Source organism: Pseudomonas sp. AP42 (assembly GCF_001728935.1).
Lineage (GTDB): Bacteria > Pseudomonadota > Gammaproteobacteria > Pseudomonadales > Pseudomonadaceae > Aquipseudomonas > Aquipseudomonas lactis.
In genome coordinates, this window is record NZ_LYSO01000121.1 from 1 (window position 1) to 17934 (window position 17934).

At 60.2% G+C, this 17934-nt stretch carries 17 protein-coding genes; 10 read left to right on the forward strand and 7 right to left on the reverse strand.

Going from position 1 to position 17934, the window contains the following annotated elements:
* Window positions 1-164: 164 nt before the first annotated feature.
* Window positions 165-1490 carry a PLP-dependent aminotransferase family protein gene (locus A7K61_RS26420; RefSeq protein WP_069558682.1) on the reverse strand — a complete coding sequence of 442 codons (1326 nt, stop codon included), beginning with the start codon at window positions 1488-1490 and terminating at the stop codon, window positions 165-167.
* 86 nt (window positions 1491-1576) lie between these two features.
* Here A7K61_RS26420 and A7K61_RS26425 point away from each other — a divergent pair, with 86 nt between their 5' ends.
* Genes A7K61_RS26425 through A7K61_RS26435 form a run of 3 tightly spaced genes read left to right on the forward strand, consistent with a single transcriptional unit; the run spans window position 1577 to window position 3396 of the window.
* Window positions 1577-2467, forward strand: coding sequence for a DMT family transporter (locus tag A7K61_RS26425; protein WP_069558683.1), 891 nt, complete (start codon window positions 1577-1579; stop codon window positions 2465-2467).
* A 52-nt stretch (window positions 2468-2519) separates the two neighbouring features.
* On the forward strand, window positions 2520-3014 hold the full coding sequence (locus tag A7K61_RS26430; protein WP_069558684.1) for a PaaI family thioesterase: 495 nt from the start codon (window positions 2520-2522) through the stop codon (window positions 3012-3014).
* Window positions 3015-3069: 55 nt separating this feature from the next.
* Window positions 3070-3396 carry a hypothetical protein gene (locus tag A7K61_RS26435; protein WP_069558685.1) on the forward strand — a complete coding sequence of 109 codons (327 nt, stop codon included), beginning with the start codon at window positions 3070-3072 and terminating at the stop codon, window positions 3394-3396.
* On the opposite strand, the gene A7K61_RS26440 is transcribed toward A7K61_RS26435, so the two are convergent.
* A complete protein-coding gene (locus tag A7K61_RS26440) occupies window positions 3362-4237 on the reverse strand; it encodes a LysR family transcriptional regulator (RefSeq protein WP_069558691.1) in 876 nt (291 codons plus the stop codon). The two genes, A7K61_RS26435 and A7K61_RS26440, sit on opposite strands and share 35 nt — an antisense overlap.
* A 130-nt stretch (window positions 4238-4367) precedes the next feature.
* Between A7K61_RS26440 and ampC the strand changes: the two genes are divergently transcribed.
* The gene (gene ampC / locus A7K61_RS26445) at window positions 4368-5510 is read left to right on the forward strand and encodes a class C beta-lactamase (protein ID WP_069558686.1); all 1143 of its coding nucleotides are present in this window, start codon (window positions 4368-4370) and stop codon (window positions 5508-5510) included.
* 77 nt (window positions 5511-5587) lie between these two features.
* On the opposite strand, the gene A7K61_RS26450 is transcribed toward ampC, so the two are convergent.
* The gene (locus A7K61_RS26450) at window positions 5588-6535 is read right to left on the reverse strand and encodes a polyprenyl synthetase family protein (protein ID WP_069558687.1); all 948 of its coding nucleotides are present in this window, start codon (window positions 6533-6535) and stop codon (window positions 5588-5590) included.
* Between the two features lie 489 nt (window positions 6536-7024).
* Between A7K61_RS26450 and A7K61_RS26455 the strand changes: the two genes are divergently transcribed.
* The 3 genes from A7K61_RS26455 to A7K61_RS26465 all read left to right on the forward strand — a co-directional run bounded on the left by A7K61_RS26455 (window position 7025) and on the right by A7K61_RS26465 (window position 9112).
* Window positions 7025-7894, forward strand: a complete 870-nt coding sequence (locus A7K61_RS26455; protein ID WP_256558064.1) for a hypothetical protein — start codon at window positions 7025-7027, stop codon at window positions 7892-7894.
* 139 nt (window positions 7895-8033) lie between these two features.
* Window positions 8034-8597 (forward strand): nicotinamide riboside transporter PnuC, encoded by a 564-nt coding sequence (pnuC, locus tag A7K61_RS26460; RefSeq protein WP_003190841.1) that lies wholly within the window; start codon window positions 8034-8036, stop codon window positions 8595-8597.
* Window positions 8594-9112, forward strand: coding sequence for an AAA family ATPase (locus A7K61_RS26465; protein WP_069558688.1), 519 nt, complete (start codon window positions 8594-8596; stop codon window positions 9110-9112). Before pnuC ends, A7K61_RS26465 begins: the two co-directional genes overlap by 4 nt.
* Window positions 9113-9230: 118 nt before the next feature.
* On the opposite strand, the gene A7K61_RS26470 is transcribed toward A7K61_RS26465, so the two are convergent.
* Both A7K61_RS26470 and A7K61_RS26475 read right to left on the reverse strand, forming a co-directional pair.
* Entirely contained in the window at window positions 9231-10358 is a 1128-nt protein-coding gene (locus tag A7K61_RS26470) for a histidine kinase dimerization/phospho-acceptor domain-containing protein (protein WP_069558689.1), read from the reverse strand.
* Entirely contained in the window at window positions 10359-11066 is a 708-nt protein-coding gene (locus A7K61_RS26475) for a response regulator (protein WP_044273446.1), read from the reverse strand.
* A 157-nt stretch (window positions 11067-11223) separates the two neighbouring features.
* On the opposite strand from A7K61_RS26475, the gene A7K61_RS26480 reads away from it, so the two are divergent.
* Window positions 11224-12423 carry an MFS transporter gene (locus A7K61_RS26480; protein WP_069558690.1) on the forward strand — a complete coding sequence of 400 codons (1200 nt, stop codon included), beginning with the start codon at window positions 11224-11226 and terminating at the stop codon, window positions 12421-12423.
* On the opposite strand, the gene A7K61_RS26485 is transcribed toward A7K61_RS26480, so the two are convergent.
* Window positions 12379-12981, reverse strand: coding sequence for a tRNA-(ms[2]io[6]A)-hydroxylase (locus A7K61_RS26485; RefSeq protein WP_044273444.1), 603 nt, complete (start codon window positions 12979-12981; stop codon window positions 12379-12381). The genes A7K61_RS26480 and A7K61_RS26485 overlap by 45 nt on opposite strands.
* Window positions 12982-13129: 148 nt before the next feature.
* Here A7K61_RS26485 and A7K61_RS26490 point away from each other — a divergent pair, with 148 nt between their 5' ends.
* Entirely contained in the window at window positions 13130-13993 is an 864-nt protein-coding gene (locus A7K61_RS26490) for a universal stress protein (protein WP_047710706.1), read from the forward strand.
* Between the two features lie 127 nt (window positions 13994-14120).
* Here the strand turns inward: A7K61_RS26490 and A7K61_RS26495 are convergent, their stop codons facing one another.
* On the reverse strand, window positions 14121-14591 hold the full coding sequence (locus A7K61_RS26495; protein ID WP_032892118.1) for a DUF1289 domain-containing protein: 471 nt from the start codon (window positions 14589-14591) through the stop codon (window positions 14121-14123).
* A 395-nt stretch (window positions 14592-14986) separates the two neighbouring features.
* On the opposite strand from A7K61_RS26495, the gene acnB reads away from it, so the two are divergent.
* Window positions 14987-17596, forward strand: a complete 2610-nt coding sequence (acnB, locus tag A7K61_RS26500; RefSeq protein WP_047710705.1) for a bifunctional aconitate hydratase 2/2-methylisocitrate dehydratase — start codon at window positions 14987-14989, stop codon at window positions 17594-17596.
* Window positions 17597-17934 lie beyond the last annotated feature (338 nt).

Below are 17934 nucleotides of genomic sequence, written 5' to 3' on the forward strand. Positions count from 1 at the left end.
TTCCAAAAGTGACCCGCTGTCAGAGCGGAACCCTAGGTGGCCGTTACCGCAGGAATGGATATGTACTCGGTATTACGGTGTCGACTGTGAGGCCGCCATCGCAGGCAAGCCAGCTCCCACATTTTTGCCGTATTTCAAATCAAGCCCTGTCGCTGGGCCTTGATTCACCACACCACCACCTTGCGCACCTTCACCAGCGCCTCCCGCAACGCCGCCATCGGCACCGACCCCAGAGCCAGGCGCAGCGCGTGGGGCACCTGGGCCGAAACCGCGAACGGTTCAGCGGTTGAAACAGAGATGCCCGCACGCTGCAAGGTCATGGCGACCTGATCGGCGCGGGCATCTTCGGCCAACGGCAGCCACAGAAAGTAGGATGACGGGTGGCTGATGGTCTTCACACCGGTCAGCACCTGCGCCGCCAATGCCTGGCGGGCCTGGGCATCCGCGCGCTTTTGCGCCTCCAGTTGCGTCACCGTACCGTCTTCGAGCCAGCCCACCGCTATCGCACTCATCACCCCCGGCACGTTCCAGGTGGTGGCCATGATCGTGCGCTCCAGGCCGTTTACCCAAGCCATAGGCGCAGCGATAAAGCCCACGCGCAACCCGGTGGCGACACTCTTGGACAGCCCGCCGATGTACACCGTGCGCTCCGGTGCAAGAGTCGCCAAAGGTGGCGGTGCGTCTTCGGCGAGAAACGCATAGGCACCATCCTCGATGATCATCAAGTTGTGCTGCCGGGCGATTGCCACCAAACGCTCGCGCTGCGCCAGGCTCATCACCCAGCCCAGCGGGTTATGCAGGGTCGGCATGCTGTACACCGCTCGCACCGGGCGCTGGCGACACAGGCTGTGCAGGTGGTCCAGGTCCGGGCCGCAGGGAGTGACCGGGACGGCGACGAGCTCCAGGTGCAGGGTTTCGGCCAGCACCTTGAAACCCGAATAGGTCAGCGCATCCACCGCGACCACATCCCCAGGCTTGAGCAAGGTCATCATGCTCACCGCCAGGCCATGCTGGGCGCCGCTGACCACCAGCACCTGCTCGGCGGGCACCTTCAGCCCTCGGTTCAACAAATGCCGGGCCACGGCAGCACGCTCGTGCACGCGACCGGCATGGGGCTGGTAACGCAGCAGCGCCTCCAGATCGCCAGACAGGGCAAGTTGGCGCAACGCCGTGCGCAACAGCTCGGCCTGGCCGGGCAAGGACGGATAGTTGAAATTCAGGTCGAGCAAACCCGCCGCAACCGTCATCTGCCCGCTGCCCTGCCCCGGCGGTAAGGCAATCTCACGCACGAAGGTGCCGCGCCCGGTCTCGCCACTGACCAGGCCCATGGCTTCCAGCTCGCTGTACACCCGGCTGGCAGTGACCAGCGCCAGGCCATGCTCGGCCGCCAATTGCCGATGGGTGGGCAGCCGTGTACCGGGCAGCAATTGGCCGCTGCGGATGGCCTCGGCGAAGGTATCGACCAGCGACTTGTAGCGAGCACGGGGCATAAGGATGTATCCATGACAATTTTTTGATTGTCTTAATCTTCAATCCTAGGATGCCCAGCACGCAACTGCCTTTTCAGGACGCCCCCATGGAACGCACTTCTCGCCTCGGCACTCTGGACAACAGCACCCAGGGTTGGATCAACGGTTTTATCGGCGTGGTGATTTTCAGCGGCTCGCTGCCGGCCACGCGCCTGGCGGTGATGGAATTCGACCCGGTGTTCCTGACCATGATCCGCGCCACCCTCGCAGCGCTACTGGGGCTGTGCCTGCTGTGGCTATTCAAGGAAAAACGCCCCACGCGCCAGCAATGGGCACCGCTGGTCATCGTCGCGCTTGGCGTGGTGATCGGCTTTCCACTGCTGACGGCCCTGGCCTTGCAGTACGTGACCTCGGCCCACTCCATCGTCTTTATTGGCCTGCTGCCGCTGGCCACGGCGGTGTTCGGCGTGCTGCGCGGCGGTGAGCGGCCGCGGCCGGTGTTCTGGTTGTTTTCGATCCTGGGCAGCCTGTTGGTGATGGGTTACGCCGTTGCCCAAGGCTTGAGCGCCGCACCCGCGGGCGATGTGCTGATGCTGTTGGCGGTGCTGGTGTGCGGCCTGGGGTATGCCGAAGGCGCCAAGCTGTCGCGCAGCCTGGGCGGCTGGCAGGTGATCTGCTGGGCGCTGGTTGTGTCGCTGCCGGTGGTGGCGCCCTTGAGCCTGTTGCTGGCACCTGCCACCCTCAGCGGAATCAGCCTGCCGGCGTGGTTGAGCCTGGGCTACGTGGCGTTGTTCAGCATGTTGATCGGCTTTGTGTTCTGGTACCGCGGCCTGGCCCAGGGCGGCATTGCCGCGGTCGGCCAGTTGCAGTTGCTGCAACCGTTCTTCGGCCTGGCGCTGGCGGCGGGCTTGCTGCATGAACAGGTCAGCCTGGGCATGGTGCTGGTGACGGTGGCGGTGATCGGCTGCGTGGCCGGGGCGAAGAAGTTTGCTCGCTAACCCCTGGCCTGCTAAATAGAAGCGTCGCCCCAAAAAACAATAAGGACTCTGCATGCACAGCGCTTCTCTGCAGGACACCACGGCGCCGGAAGGCATCTGCTACGGCTGCGGCAGCAGCAACCCCCATGGCCTGCACATCAAGAGCCGTTGGGATGACGATGGCGTGCACGTCATTGCCGAGCATCAACCCGAGGCTAAATACAGCGGCTGGCCAGACCTGGTCTACGGTGGCCTGATCGCCATGCTGGTGGACTGTCACTCCAACTGGACCGCCATGGCCTACCACTACCGCGCCGAACAGCGTGAACCCGGCAGCCTGCCGCGCATCGATTGCGTCACCGGCAACCTGGGGATCAAATTCATCAAGCCCACGCCCATGGGTGTACCCCTGGTCCTGCGCGCCCGGGTCGAAGGCGAAGTCGGGCGCAAAAGCCGTGTGGTCTGCGAAGTGTATGCAGGCAGCGTGCTCAGCGCCGTCGGCGACTCGGTGTTCGTGCGCGTTGATACCGGGCAACTGGCTGCTGCCGCCCATGGTCGCGAGGTTTGACCCGGCGCCATAGTGACAACCGTGATCAGACACCCTGCATAAGGAACACTTGAAGATGGCCTGTGAGATTTGTCTGGGGCTGAGCGCGCAATTTAACGAGAGCTATAAGCTGACCTGGCTGGACTTCGGCCTGCAGATCACCTGCGTGCCTAACGCAGAAATCAGCCAGCAGGAACAGGGTCTCTATCGGTTCTTTTTCGAAAGCGGCCTGGTATGGAAAGTCGACCACGTGGATGCTTATGGCGATTACTGGCTGTGCGTGCAACATGGCGAACACAGTTATGAAACGCTTGCACCCGTTGCGGGCAGTTTCAAAAAAGTCCCCTGTGACCCACCCTATCCAGTGGCTACACACCCACCCGTTCGCGCAACCACCCCTTGAACGCCACCATCGCTGACGTCTCAGCCCGCGACTGCAAGCGCGTCAGCCAATAGCTGCCCGTCGTGATCCCCACCTCGAACGGCTGGCGGATCACATCGTTCTCCAATTGCCGCGAGAACATCAAGGCTGGCGCCAGTGCTACGCCAGCCCCTTGCAGCGCGGCCTCCATCATCGCCAGCGAGGAGTCGAACACCACGCTGCGCGGCACCCGGGTATCGCTGGGCAAACCGGCGGCCTGGAACCACAGGTTCCACTCATCGGCACGGTAGGAACGCAGCAAGGTGTGCTTCAACACGTCAGCCGGGCTGCGCAGTTGTTCGGCAAGCTGCGGCACACACAACACCGTCAACGGCGCCTCAAGCAAAGGGCAGGCATCGGTGCCGTGCCAGGCGCCGGCGCCAAAGCGGATGGCATAATCCAGGCCCTCGGCGGCGACATCCACGCGGTTGTTGTGGGTGGACAAGCGCAAGTCGATCAACGGGTAGCGGCTATGAAAATCCGCCAGGCGCGGCAACAACCAGCCCACCGCAAAGGTACCGACCGCCCCCACGGTCAATACTTCACGGTAATGCCCGCCTTCAAACTGATCCAAGGTCAGGGCAATACGGTCGAAGGCGTCACGCAGCACGGGCAGCAGGGATTCGCCTTCGCTGGTGAGCATCAAGCCCCGTGGAAGGCGCTTGAACAGCGTGACGTTGAGTTGCGCTTCGAGGCTTTTGACCTGATGACTGACCGCCGCTTGGGTCACGCATAACTCGATGGCCGCACGGGTAAAGCTCAAATGACGCGCCGACGCTTCGAAGGCGCGCAAGGCATTGAGCGGCAGGTGGGAACGCAACATGGCTTGGCCCAAATTTTTCTAATGGCTGGTGCGAGATATCATCGTTTGCCCGCTCTGGGAAATCCACCTACATTTGCCACGCCTGCGCAGGCTCCGATCGTCATTGCCTTTACTTACATGGAAGCGAAGCATGAAACACACCCTGAAAAAATATGCGATCTCAGCCTTATTGCTTGGGGCCGGCAGCTGCATGGCCGCCACCGATATGCGCCAGGTCGTGGACAGCCACGTCACCCCTCTGATGAAACAGCAAGGCATCGCCGGCCTGACGGTCGCGGTCGTCCGACACGGCAAGGTGCAATACTTTAATTACGGCGTCGCCGCCAAGGACACTCAGGCACCCGTCACCGAAAACACCCTGTTCGAAATCGGCTCAGTGAGCAAAACCTTCAACGCCACCCTCGGCGGGTATGCCCAGGCTATCGGCAAGCTCAAGCTGTCGGACATGACCAGCCAACACCTGCCGGTGCTGGCTGGCAGCGCGTTCGATCGCATCAGCCTGCTGCAACTGGCGACCTATACCCCCGGCGGCCTGACGCTGCAGTTTCCGGATGCCGCCGACAGCGCCACCACCATGATGGATTATTTCCAGCATTGGAAACCCACTTATGCGCCGGGGGAACAACGCCTGTATTCCAACCCCAGCATTGGCCTGTTCGGTTACGTGACAGCAAAAAGCCTGGGCCTGCCGTTCACCGTCGCCATGGAAAAAACCCTGCTGCCCAAGCTGGGCTTGACCAACACCTACACGCGCGTGCCTGCCGAAAAGACCAGCCAATACGCCCAGGGCTATGACAGCCAGCAGAAACCGGTTCGCGTCAACCCCGGCGCCTTGGACTTCGAAGCCTACGGCCTCAAAAGCAGCAGCCAGGACCTGGCCCGCTACGTGATCGCGAACATGCACCCGCAAACTCTGGAACAACCGGTGCAGCAGGCCATTGCCACCACTCACGCCGGCTACTACACCGTCAACGGCATGACCCAGGGCCTGGGCTGGGAACGCTACCCCTACCCCATCGCGCTGCAAGCGTTGCTTGAGGGCAACTCCACACCGATGGCGATGGAGCCGCAAAAGGTTAACTGGCTCAAACCCGCCCAGGCGCAGCCTGCCAACGTGCTCTACAACAAAACCGGCTCCACCGGCGGTTTTGGCGCCTATGTGGCGTTTGTGCCAAGCAAGGACATGGGTGTGGTGATCCTGGCGAACAAGAACTACCCGAATGCCGAGCGGGTAAAGTTGGCTTATGAAATTTTGAGCACGATGGATCAATAAACCACGACAGGGTCTCCGACAGTCGCGGCCACCTCTGACCGCGACCTTCAGTGACTGGTGCGACACACCGGAGGGCGTTACCTGAGTAGCGTTGCGTAATAATTGTCAACGGGCTCAGGTTGGAAATGAATGCTGCGTAAAAACCCCTTTAATGCGTGAATGCTGACAGTGCGGTTTCGCCGCTTTATAGCGTCTGCAAAGCGCAATAGCTGCCCATAGGTTTCTTCCATCAACGCCAGGGCAGCGTCAAATACGCCTGCGTCTCCATATTCTCGAATAATCTGTTTTTTTTGATCTGAAGTGAGCGCGCCCTTGACCAGTGCCTTGCCTGCCAAGATCATCAGGAACGACTTTGGCCCACCCTCCAAATCCATGGCGAATCCTTTTTTTTCAAAGTGCGGAATATGATTGATATCGCAATAGTCGTTGACGTAACGATAATAGATGCCCATCAACAGCAGCATCCGTTCAAGCAGAACATAGGTCTGCGTTTCCAACGGTTTCAGACATTGGCAAGCCTTTAACAGAAACACAAAAAAACAGCCGGTATTAGCCTGTGCAATACAGCCATAGTCTTCCAAGGTGGGCAATGTGTCACCTGCACTTGCTTTGGCGTCGAGGTATTGCCCAACATGCAGACGTTCAAGGCTTTCTATACCCGCCCGCACAACATTCAAGTTGTTGAGCCTGGCCAGGAGCTGAAGACCTTCCAGGTACCCATACATCCCCGACACCAGAGCAACCTCCGTACCGTATTGCTTCCATACCGTTGGAACACCACGGCGCACCGTATCCCCATCCAGTAAATCGTCATGAATCAATGAGGAAAGATTCATCTTTTCGATGGCCGCGCAGAGGGTGTGAGTCTGGACAGAAGGCAAGCCGTAGAACACCGAGAGTGCCCACATGAGTTCTGTTCTTACGGCTTTACCGGGGAAACGCTCTTGATAAGCAAAAGGCTCAGACCACTGGGCCCTGGCGTTTAAGTACCAAGTGTCATCGAATGACGAGCAGAAAGGGTTCATCTCATAGGCCTCGTTGTTGACCGCGTGAGCGCCTCAACACTCACTGTCTTCTACGTTCTTCACGTGTAAAAGACCTTCAACCCTGCGCAGGCCACCGCTTTACGTGATCATCATTAACCTTCTGAGAAGGTTAGCCATTTTTTTAAGAGGCACAAGGACACAACATTCCACGGCGCGCAAAAACACAGTCTATTTATTCATAAGGTTCAGCGCATCGATTCCAAATCCCTATTGAGAGCGCACCAGACGCTACAACACTGAGTGCTATAACTTGTCTTGCTACTTATCGACGCACTCTAACGTTACAGGTTACATCGTATGTCAGCGCGATCAGGCTCGCGGGGAAGAACCTCGCCCTCTTCACCACGCCTTGATGTCCAACACCCCATCAGCCCCTTTCATTTACCCCGATGGCTTGAGACGGCGACTTATCCTTTGAGCCCCTTTGCGCAAGAGGCTCAGCAGCACACACGCCAATGGCTCAAGAATATGGGGCTGGAACAAACATCCCGCGCAACCCATCAATTGGACATCTACATTCCCGGTTTGTATGCCGGTTATATGTGGAGTGACGCGCCACTTGAGTTATTACTCATTCTGTCTGATCTGGTGGGATGGTTCAGTTGCCAGGACGATCTCGCCGACGAAGACTGCAATGACCCCGAAGCCCTCGAACGCCTGATTCGAGGTGTCTACGCAAGAGCGTTCACGCGCGCGAGCACACCCCGAGAACCGTTGGCCAATGCACTCACAGACATCATGCGACGCGCGTCACGCTTGATGCCCTCGCTCTGGCAGCAGCGAGTGGCCGAGCAATACTTGACCTACCTGGTTCCTTGCACCACCGCGCTGATGCATCGCCTTCATAACACGCAGCCGGGCGTAGAAGGTTATGAGGCTCTGTGGCAAAACGCCGGCGGTTTTCAAGTCTGTCTGGAATTCACCTACCTGGTGCAGAACATTCAATTATCGTCCTCGCTTTACTACAGCCCCCCCTGGCAAGACCTGCGAAACCTGGCCTTGAAACTCTTCAAGGCAGTTAACGATTTGTTGTCTTTTCAGATCATGGAAAACCCTGATGAAGACATCTACAACCTACTGACTCACCTCAGGCACACCCAGGGCCAATCGGCGCTGCAGGCCGCAGCCGAGGTGTCACAGCGGATTGAACAATGGGCGAAAAGCTTCGCAATGACGCAAGCCGAGTTGCCCAAACGCCTGGATGCGCTGGGCTATGACACGCGTACTCAAGAACAGGCAATGACCTGTGCTCAAGCCCTACATAACCAATGGCGCGGCAACATTGCCTGGCATCTGGCCGTACCGCGGTATCGGGAACTGCGCTTCAAGGGTCAATAACCGGCTGCGCTTACATCCCCAGCCACGGCATCGCCGCGCGCATGGAGCAAGCCCACGTGCGCGTTTGTCCTGCGGTGTTTGAGGTTCGGTGGCCTCTAGGTACAATCACCGCCCTCTCCCACTCCCCCAAGGATCCGCCATGTCCGGGCTTGAACTGTTTGCCGCCGCCCTGGGGGTGATCGCCGTTTGGCTGACGGTCAAACAAAACCCCTGGTGCTGGCCCATCGGCCTAGTGATGGTGCTGCTCTACACCTGGGTGTTCTTTGAGGTCAAGCTCTACTCCGACATGCTGCTGCAAGTGGTCTATGCGGCCTTGCAGGTGTATGGCTGGTGGCAGTGGACCCGCGCCGGCGAGGTCAAGCAGGGCCGCCAAGTCACGAGCCTGGGCGTGCCGGCGATCATGGCCAGCCTGGCTGTGGGTGCCGTCGGCAGTCTGCTGCTGGGCGCCGCCATGGCCCACTGGACCGACGCCGCCCAGCCTTGGCTCGACGCCGCGCTCACCGGTTTCAGCCTGGTGGCGCAGATGTGGATGGCGCAAAAACGTGTGCAGTGCTGGGCATTGTGGATCGTGGTGGACGTGATCTTCGTCGGCCTGTTCCTTTACAAAGGCCTCTACCTCACCGCCGCGCTCTACGCACTGTTTACCGTGATTGCCGTGCAAGGCTGGCGCGAGTGGCGCGCCGACCCGGCGTTGCGCGCATGAAGGTGGTGGTATTGGCAGGCCCCGAATCCAGCGGCAAGAGCTGGCTGGCGGCGCAGTTGCACGCGCACTTCGGCGGGTTGATGGTAGGGGAATATGTGCGCTACTTCATCGATCAGCATCAGCGCGACACCACCCTGGCGGATATCCCGGCCATTGCCCAAGGCCAGTTGGCCTGGGAGGATGCCGCCCGCGCCAAACGCCCCTCGTTGCTGATCCTCGACACCCACCTGCTCACCAACAGGCTCTGGAGCCAGACCCTGTTCGGCGACTACCCCGGCTGGCTGGATGACGAACTCCTGGCGCGGCATTACGACCTGCACCTGCTGCTCTCCCCCGAAGACGTGGAATGGAGTGCCGACGGCCAGCGCTGCCAGCCGGAACTGGCGGATAGGCAGGCGTTTTTCCAGGCCAGTCTGGAATGGATGCAGCAGCACCAACAGCCACTGGTGGTGATTCGCGGGGGCTGGGAACAACGGCGCCAGGCGGCGTTTGCCGCGGTAACGCAGTTGCTGTAGGAGCGAGCTTGCTCGCGAAAAACGTCAACGATAACGCGTGTTTTCTGGATAAACGCTGCGCCTGTGAGTGTTTCGCGAGCGAGCTCGCTCCTACAGGATGACGTTGGGGCAGGCCCCTTTACTCGGCATATGCCCACGTCATCCGAAACGACGCCCCGCCCCATTCCGAATCCAGCACCTCAACTTGCCCGCCATGCCACTGGCTGACACGCTTGACCAGCGACACTTCCACACGGTGGTCGGCATAACGAATGGCGTTGCGCAGCAGGTTGATCACGGCCCGCGCCATAAAGCGTGGCTCGATCTGGATAACGTCCACCTCGCAGGTGCGCAACGACAGCTGCACCCCTTGCGCCTCGGCCTCCAGGGCCACGGCGCCTATAACACTGTCGAGCCAACTGTGGGCCTCGATATGCTCACGGGTGACCCGGGTGGCGCCCGGCTCAAGGCTGGCATAGGTCAACAGCTCGGAGACCATTTCTTCCAGCTCACCGAGGTCGGCGTACATGTCGTTGATCAGCGCTCGGCGTTGCCGTGGGTCGCTTTGTTGCCTGAGTTGATCAAGCTCGAATGACAACCGCGCAATCGGCGTGCGCAATTCATGGGAGACCGCGTTGGTGAGTTCGCGCTGGTTGGCGATCAAACCCTCGATGCGCTCGGCCATCTGGTTGAAGTGCCCGGCCAGGGAACGCACGGTGGAACGGCTCGGCAGCAGGATGCGCGAGCCCAGGTCGTTGTCACCGAAACGTTGCGCCGCGAGGCGAATGTGCTCCAGGTCGCGCCAGTGTGGGCGCACCCAGAAATACAGAACAATGGCCAGGCTCACGCCCAGGAAGCCATAGGCCCACAGGTACAACCACTTGGGTTCTTCCGGCAATTTGATTTCGAGCAATTGGGGGCCGTCGTCGATAGGCGCGAGAAACTTCATGAAGTCTTCGCGCACCACCACCTGGCCAGCCGCCAGGAGTTTCTGCTCCCGTTCGCTCAAATCCTGGGTGTCGCGTTGCACCAGTTTGAGCCGCAAGCCGTAATGCGGTTGCAGTTCGTCCAGGCGGGCCTGGCGCGCCTCTGCCGGCACGGGGCGCAGCTGTTCCACCAAGGCCCACGCCGGTCCGCGCAGGGCTTCACGATTGTAGGTCTCGTTGGACTCGGGCATGTAGGTGTCCAGGCCGAAGTTCACCAGCCAGATCGACCCGGCTAGGCCGAGCGCGAGAATCAAATAGAGGCGCAGATACAAGCGCAGCATCTACACCTCCCACGCGAACGGATTGAACAGGTAGCCCTTGCCCCAGATGGTCTTGATGCACACCGGCTCGCGGGGGTTGTCATTGAGCTTGCCGCGCAGTTTGCTGATGTACACGTCTACGCTGCGGTTCAGCCCATCAAAGGCAATGCCGCGCATGCGGTTGAGGATATCGTCACGGGACAGAACCTTGCCCGAGCTGCTGGCCAGCAACCACAGCAACTCGAACTCCATGGTGGTGAGGTCAATGGTTTCGTCGCCCAGGCGCACCACCCGGCAACTGCGATCAATCGACAAGCGGCCGAACTCCAGAGCGCCGCGCACCGTGGGCTCGGGCACCTGGCGGCGCTGCAACGCACGCAGGCGCGCCAACAATACCGGCGGTTTGATCGGCTTGATCACGTAATCGTCAGCACCGGACTCAAGGCCAAGGATATGGTCCAGGTCATCTTCCTTGGCGGTGAGGATTACGATGGGCGTGTCCGACAGGTTGCGAATCTCGCGGCAAACATGCAGCCCGCTCTGACCCGGCAGCATCAGATCGAGCACGACGATCTTCGGCTTGAAATCCACGAACGCCGCCAAGGCTTCATCCCCCCGGTACACCACCCGGACCTCGAAACCATGTTGCGACAGAAAATGCGAGACCAGCCCTGCCAGCTTTTCATCGTCCTCAACGAGCAGGACCTTGCCCAGACCCAGGTTTTCCATAAGTTCTCAGTGTGGATGCGCGGATTGAAAAAGGGCCATTATAGGTGGCAAGCTGGCCGACAGAAGCCGCTGGCCAGCACCCCGCGAAGAAGCTTCATGCTTTTAAGAGTTTTTAACAAATAGCCTGCAGTTTTTAACGCCATTGACAGGGAGTTCCATGCGCAAGGATTACCTGGCGTTCTTCATTTCGCTGTTCCTTTCACGGCTGGCCGACCAGATTTTGCTATTTATCGTGCCCTTGATCGTGTTCCAGACCACCCAAAGCGTGTCGTGGGCGGGTTTGGCGTTTTTTGTCGAGTCGCTGCCGCGTTACCTGGCGTTTCCGGTATGCGGCGCACTGTGCGACAGGTTTTCACCGGTGCGTATCCTGCATATCAGCCAGGTGTATCGGGCCTTGGCGTGTGTGGTGGCGATGGCGTGCTATGGGCTGTTCGACGGCATCCATTGGCTGGTGATGCTGTCCGCATTGTGCGGCGTGTTGACCACCCAGGGCATCATGGCGCGGGAGGTGGTGATGCCGCATATCTTCGGGCAGTACACCTATGCCAAGACCTTGTCCTATTCGCAAATCGCCGACCAGAGTGGTCTGGTGCTCGGGCCGTTGGTGGCGGCGCTGGTGCTGGAAGTCTGGGCGTGGCCTTGGGTGGTGCTGGGGGTGGCCGTGCTGTTTGTGCTGGCGGACCTGGCGATGCTGATCTGGCAGCGCAACACCACGGTGAACCTGGAAATACACCAACAGCACCCAGGTATCTGGCTGCAACCCCTGCGCACCGCCTTCGGCCACATCTTCAGCCGGGTGGAGTTGAAGCGCATCATCGTCCTGGCGGTCGGCGTGAACCTGATAGTCGGGGTGACGCTGGCCACCTCGGCCGCCATGGTCACCGGCCACTTCGCAGCGGGCAAAGACGCCTATGCCCTGCTGCAAGCCGCCGGGGCGCTGGTGACCATCGCTATTCTGTTCTACCTGGCGCGCTCATCACTGAAGCTGAAGGTGCTGGGCGGGCTGTCGTATTCGATGATCACCGTCGGCGCGCTGATCACCGCGCTCAGCCCCGGCGTGTGGGCCTACGCGGTGGGCTTCCTGCTGGTGAGCGGCTTCGACAAGATGTTCAACGTGTATCTTCGCAGCACCCGCCAACGGGTGATCCCGGTGCAGGACTTCGGCAAGACAGTCGGCGTGATGACCTTGCTCAACAACCTCGCCCAGCCCTTGGCGGGCTTGATGATTGCCGTGCTGGCAGCGCCTTTGGGCACGCCAACGGTGATCCTGCTGCTGGCGGGGATCACCGCCTTGATCGGTGTGGCCGTGGCCTCAGGCTGGCACGCCACTGTGAAAGCGGAACTCGACGTCGGGTGACTCGATCAGCTCCTGCTCGGTGGCCCGCACCCGCTCGATCACCTGGGCGATGTCCTTGGCGTCGCCGTACTGGTAGGCCAGCTTCAGGTAGCCCTGGAAGTGCCGCGCCTCGCTCTTGAGCAAGCCGAAGTAGAACTTGCCGAGTTCTTCGTCCAAATGTGGCACCAGCGCTTCGAAACGTTCGCAACTGCGCGCTTCGATAAAGGCGCCTACCACCAGGGTATCCACCAGCTTGACCGGCTCATGGCTGCGCACCACCTTGCGCAAACCCGAGGCGTAACGGCCAGCGTGCAGTTGACGCAGCTCGACCTTGCGCTTTTTCATCAGGCGCATGACCTGCTCGTGGTGCACCAGTTCTTCGCGGGCCAGGCGCGACATCATGTTGATCAGGTCAACGTGGCCGTAGTACTTGGCCATCAGGCTCAAGGCGGTGCTGGCGGCTTTGAATTCGCAGTTCTTGTGGTCGATCAGCAGGGTTTCCTGATCGGCCAATGCGGCCTGTACCCAGGCATCGGGGGTGCGGCAGCCGAGGAATTCATGGATTTCGGGCAGGTTCATCGGGCTCACGGGCAAAGGATACAAAAGGGCGCCGATTATACCGACCCCGCCGCAGACCACCAGCCACCGGCTTTGATGTGTATCAACATGACGGCTGCCGGCCAGCAACTATAGTTATCCAACGCCCACCCTTCAGGAGAACCCGACCATGCAAGCCATCCGCAGCATCCTGGTGGTCATCGAGCCCGAGCACTCCGAAAGCCTGGCACTCAAACGTGCCAAGCTGATTGCCGGGGTGACCGACGCGCACCTGCACTTGCTGGTCTGTGACAAAAAACACGAACATTCGGCGCTGCTGAGCCTGCTCAAGCAAGGCTTGACGGAAGACGGCTACAGCGTCACCACCGAACAAGCGTGGAACGACAGCCTGCATGAAACCATCATCGATGTGCAGCAAGCCGAAGGCTGCGGCCTGGTGATCAAGCAGCACTTCCCCGACAGCCCACTGAAAAAAGCCCTGCTGACCCCGGCGGACTGGAAGTTGCTGCGCTATTGCCCAACGCCAGTGTTGCTGGTCAAGACCGCCACTCCTTGGGCGGGCGGCGTGATCCTGGCGGCCATCGACGTGGGCAACACAGACGGCGAACACCGCTCGCTGCACCATTCGATCATCGACCATGGCTTTGATATCGCCAGCCTGGCCAAAGCCAAATTGCATGTCATCAGTGCCCACCCGTCGCCCATGCTGTCGGCGGCCGACCCGACCTTTCAGCTCAAGGAAACCATCGAGGCGCGCTACCGCGAGCAGTGCAAGGCATTCCAGGCTGAGTTCGACGTCGATGATGCGCACCTGCACATAGAGGAAGGCCCAGCGGATGTACTCATTCCGTTTGCGGCCCATAAATGGCAGGCCGCTGTCACGATCATCGGCACGGTGGCACGCGCTGGGATTTCCGGGGCGCTGATTGGCAATACGGCCGAAGTGGTACTGGATGCGATAGAAAGCGATGTGCTGGTGCTCAAGCCGCAGACGCTCATGGATCATCTGGAAGAGCTGGCCACCAAGCCCTGACACTGAGGATCAACTGTAGGAGCGAGCTTGCTCGCGAAAAACTTAAAGACGCCGCGTTTATTCAGGAAGCGCGCGTTATCGTTGGCGTTTTTCGCGAGCAAGCTCGCTCCTACATTGACCTCGCCCGTCAGTTACCCAGCGCATCCTTCAGGAAGCCCGGTGCGATATAGCGCTGGTAATGCGCCTCGGACAAGATAAAGAACTCGCGATCAATGGCATCGCGCAGCTCCGGCAGCGCCCAGTCGCGAAACTCCGGCAACAGCACCATGCCATAGGCCTCCAGGTTATTGATCACCCGGGCTCCACGGGCAATCAACTGGTAGGCCCAGCAATACTCGGACTGGTGCGGCACAAAGCGAATCTTGCGTTGCTCCAACTGCCCGCGCAGGGTCTTGGGGTCGAAAACCTCCACTTTGCCGGCCATGACCTGCACCAACAGCTGCTCAAGCCTGAGCCAGACCGCGCGTTTTTCTTCTTCGTTATAGCCGTTCCACTGGATCACTTCATGGTGGAAGCGCTTGCATCCACGGCACACGAGATCGCCGTAGACCGTGGAACACAGGCCGACGCAGGGAGTCTTGATGGTTTGGTTGGGCATGGGCAACGACACGCAAATCCGCGAAACAGTGCGCCATGTTAGCCCTTTGTCTAAGGTTGATCACCCAGCAAACTTGAGCAGGCAACTTACCTTTAGATTTTTTTTGCCGTAGAATCACCCGGCCTTGTAAGGCGCCAATACTCCGCTGGAAGCTGTTTTCAAAGCGTCACGAGCACAGTCGTTCCTTCAGAACGGTGTTGGCGCAGGTTCGACCCGGTAGGTCAGAGCCCGCGCCAACCCTCATCAGCTCCGTTCTGCAGGCGTAAAACTTTGAAAGCAGCTTCTGTAAGGAATGCCGGCAGCGCTGGCTTTGCGGCCCAAAAAGCCCCCGAGCGCATGCGTGCCGTTCATTTCTGGATGAGCGTCCCGTGGGACCACTGATGAGGGTAATAACTGTGCTTGAAGCCTACCGCAAACATATCGAAGAGCGTGCAGCACTGGGTATCGTTCCCCAGCCGCTTAACGCCGAACAAACCGCAGGCCTGGTCGAGCTGCTGAAAAATCCTCCGGCTGGCGAAGAAGAATTCCTCGTTGACCTGATCACCAACCGCATTCCACCAGGCGTTGACGAAGCCGCTTACGTCAAGGCCGGTTTCCTGTCTGCCCTGGCCAAGGGCGAAGCCACTTCCCCCCTGATCGACAAGAAACGCGCTGTTGAACTGCTCGGCACCATGCAAGGCGGCTACAACATCGTGACGTTGGTCGAGCTGCTGGACGACGCCACCCTGGCGCCCGTCGCGGCCGCCCAGCTCAAGCACACCCTGCTGATGTTCGATGCGTTCCACGACGTCGCCGAAAAAGCCCGCAACGGCAACGAACACGCCAAAGGCGTGATCCAGTCCTGGGCTGATGGCGAGTGGTTCCGCAACCGCCCTACCCTGGCCGACAAGATCAGCCTGCGCGTCTTCAAGGTCACCGGCGAAACCAACACCGACGACCTGTCGCCTGCGCCTGATGCCTGGTCCCGCCCTGACATCCCGCTGCACGCCCTGGCCATGCTGAAAATGGCCCGTGAAGGCATCGTGCCGGACGAGCAAGGCAAGACCGGCCCGATGAAGCAGATCGAAGAGATGCGCGGCCAAGGCTTCCCGATTGCCTACGTGGGCGACGTGGTCGGTACCGGTTCGTCGCGTAAATCGGCGACCAACTCGGTGCTGTGGTTCTTCGGCGACGACGTGCCTTACGTGCCGAACAAGCGTGCCGGCGGTTTCTGCTTCGGCAGCAAGATCGCTCCAATCTTCTACAACACCATGGAAGATGCTGGCGCACTGCCAATCGAATTCGACGTTACCAACATGAACATGGGCGACGTGATCGACCTGTACCCGCATGCTGGCAAAGTCTGCAAACACGGCACCGACGAAGTCCTGACCACCTTCGAAATGAAGACTCCGGTGCTGTTGGACGAAGTCCGCGCCGGCGGCCGTATCCCGCTGATCATCGGCCGTGGCCTGACCGACAAGGCCCGCGCCGAACTGGGCCTGGGCCCTACCGACCTGTTCAAGCTGCCTGAAGCGCCTGTCGACACCGGCAAAGGCTTCACCCTGGCACAGAAAATGGTCGGCAAGGCCTGCGGCCTGCCAGAAGGCAAAGGCGTTCGTCCAGGCACTTACTGCGAGCCGAAGATGACCACCGTGGGGTCCCAGGACACCACCGGCCCAATGACCCGTGACGAACTCAAAGACCTGGCGTGCCTGGGCTTCTCGACCGACCTGGTGATGCAGTCCTTCTGCCACACCGCGGCTTACCCGAAGCCGATCGACGTGACCACCCACCACACCCTGCCTGACTTCATCATGACCCGTGGCGGTGTATCGCTGCGTCCAGGCGACGGCATCATCCACAGCTGGCTGAACCGCATGCTGCTGCCGGACACCGTCGGTACCGGTGGTGACTCCCACACCCGTTTCCCGATGGGCATCTCGTTCCCGGCCGGTTCTGGCCTGGTCGCATTTGCCGCCGCCACCGGCGTCATGCCGCTGGACATGCCGGAATCGATCCTGGTGCGCTTCAAAGGCAAGATGAAACCTGGCATCACCCTGCGTGACCTGGTTCATGCCATTCCTTACTACGCGATCCAGGCTGGCCTGCTGACCGTAGAGAAGAAAGGCAAGAAGAACGCCTTCTCTGGCCGCATCCTGGAAATCGAAGGCCTGAACGACCTGACGCTGGAACAGGCTTTCGAGCTGTCCGACGCCTCGGCTGAACGTTCGGCTGCCGGTTGCACCATCAAGCTGTCCAAAGAGTCCGTCACCGAGTACCTGAACTCCAACATCACCCTGCTGCGCTGGATGATCGGCGAAGGCTACGGCGATGCACGCACCCTGGAACGTCGCGCCCAAGCGATGGAAGCCTGGGTTGCCAACCCGGAGTTGATGGAAGCCGATGCCGACGCCGAATACGCCGAAATCATCGAGATCGACCTGTCCCAAATCAACGAGCCGATCCTCTGCGCGCCAAACGACCCGGACGACGCCCGTCTGCTGTCCAGCGTGGCTGGCGAGAAGATCGACGAAGTGTTCATCGGTTCGTGCATGACCAACATCGGTCACTTCCGCGCTGCCGGTAAACTGCTGGAGCAGGTCAAGGGCCAGCTGCCAACCCGTCTGTGGCTGTCGCCGCCGACCAAGATGGACGCTCACCAACTGACCGAAGAAGGCTACTACGGCATCTACGGCAAGGCTGGCGCCCGCATGGAAATGCCAGGCTGCTCGCTGTGCATGGGTAACCAGGCACGCGTTGAGCCGAACTCCACCGTGGTGTCGACCTCGACCCGTAACTTCCCGAACCGCCTGGGTGATGGTGCCAACGTCTACCTGGCGTCGGCTGAGCTGGCGGCCGTGGCCTCTACCCTGGGTCGCCTGCCGACCGTCGAAGAGTACATGGGCTACGCGGCGAAACTGGACACCATGGCCAGTGACGTCTACCGCTACCTGAACTTCGACCAGATCGCTGAGTTCCGCAAGATCGCAGCAAGCGCCAACATCCCGGTGATTCAAGCCTAACGGTGTGTTGATGTGAAAAACGCCGCGTATCGCAAGGTACGCGGCGTTTTTTATGCGTGGAACTAACCATTATTGCCAACACAAGACAAATGTGAGAGCTGCGGACCCTGTGGCGAGGGAGCTTGCTCCCGTGACGGCCTGACAGACGATGCTGATCTAACTGACGCACCGCGATCCAAATGTGGGAGCTGGCTTGCCTGCGAAGACGGCCTGCCAGCCGACACCTATCCACCTGCCCCCCCCCCACAATCCAACTGTGGGAGCGGGCTTGCTCGCGAAGGCGGCCTCACAGTCAACGCAGCTGGATTGTGTACATATCCATTGCTGCGGTAACGGCC

Excerpts from the sequence above, each read along its gene's own strand:
- A7K61_RS26430 (WP_069558684.1), top strand. The coding sequence starts at position 2,520 with ATGCACAGCGCTTCTCTGCAGGACACCACGGCGCCGGAAGGCATCTGC.
- A7K61_RS26455 (WP_256558064.1), top strand. The coding sequence starts at position 7,025 with ATGGGGCTGGAACAAACATCCCGCGCAACCCATCAATTGGACATCTAC.
- A7K61_RS26420 (WP_069558682.1), bottom strand. The coding sequence starts at position 1,490 with ATGCCCCGTGCTCGCTACAAGTCGCTGGTCGATACCTTCGCCGAGGCC.
- pnuC (WP_003190841.1), top strand. The coding sequence starts at position 8,034 with ATGTCCGGGCTTGAACTGTTTGCCGCCGCCCTGGGGGTGATCGCCGTT.
- A7K61_RS26465 (WP_069558688.1), top strand. The coding sequence starts at position 8,594 with ATGAAGGTGGTGGTATTGGCAGGCCCCGAATCCAGCGGCAAGAGCTGG.
- A7K61_RS26490 (WP_047710706.1), top strand. The coding sequence starts at position 13,130 with ATGCAAGCCATCCGCAGCATCCTGGTGGTCATCGAGCCCGAGCACTCC.
- A7K61_RS26480 (WP_069558690.1), top strand. The coding sequence starts at position 11,224 with ATGCGCAAGGATTACCTGGCGTTCTTCATTTCGCTGTTCCTTTCACGG.
- A7K61_RS26485 (WP_044273444.1), bottom strand. The coding sequence starts at position 12,981 with ATGAACCTGCCCGAAATCCATGAATTCCTCGGCTGCCGCACCCCCGAT.
- A7K61_RS26440 (WP_069558691.1), bottom strand. The coding sequence starts at position 4,237 with ATGTTGCGTTCCCACCTGCCGCTCAATGCCTTGCGCGCCTTCGAAGCG.
- A7K61_RS26470 (WP_069558689.1), bottom strand. The coding sequence starts at position 10,358 with ATGCTGCGCTTGTATCTGCGCCTCTATTTGATTCTCGCGCTCGGCCTA.
- A7K61_RS26435 (WP_069558685.1), top strand. The coding sequence starts at position 3,070 with ATGGCCTGTGAGATTTGTCTGGGGCTGAGCGCGCAATTTAACGAGAGC.
- A7K61_RS26475 (WP_044273446.1), bottom strand. The coding sequence starts at position 11,066 with ATGGAAAACCTGGGTCTGGGCAAGGTCCTGCTCGTTGAGGACGATGAA.
- A7K61_RS26450 (WP_069558687.1), bottom strand. The coding sequence starts at position 6,535 with ATGAACCCTTTCTGCTCGTCATTCGATGACACTTGGTACTTAAACGCC.
- ampC (WP_069558686.1), top strand. The coding sequence starts at position 4,368 with ATGAAACACACCCTGAAAAAATATGCGATCTCAGCCTTATTGCTTGGG.
- A7K61_RS26425 (WP_069558683.1), top strand. The coding sequence starts at position 1,577 with ATGGAACGCACTTCTCGCCTCGGCACTCTGGACAACAGCACCCAGGGT.
- A7K61_RS26495 (WP_032892118.1), bottom strand. The coding sequence starts at position 14,591 with ATGCCCAACCAAACCATCAAGACTCCCTGCGTCGGCCTGTGTTCCACG.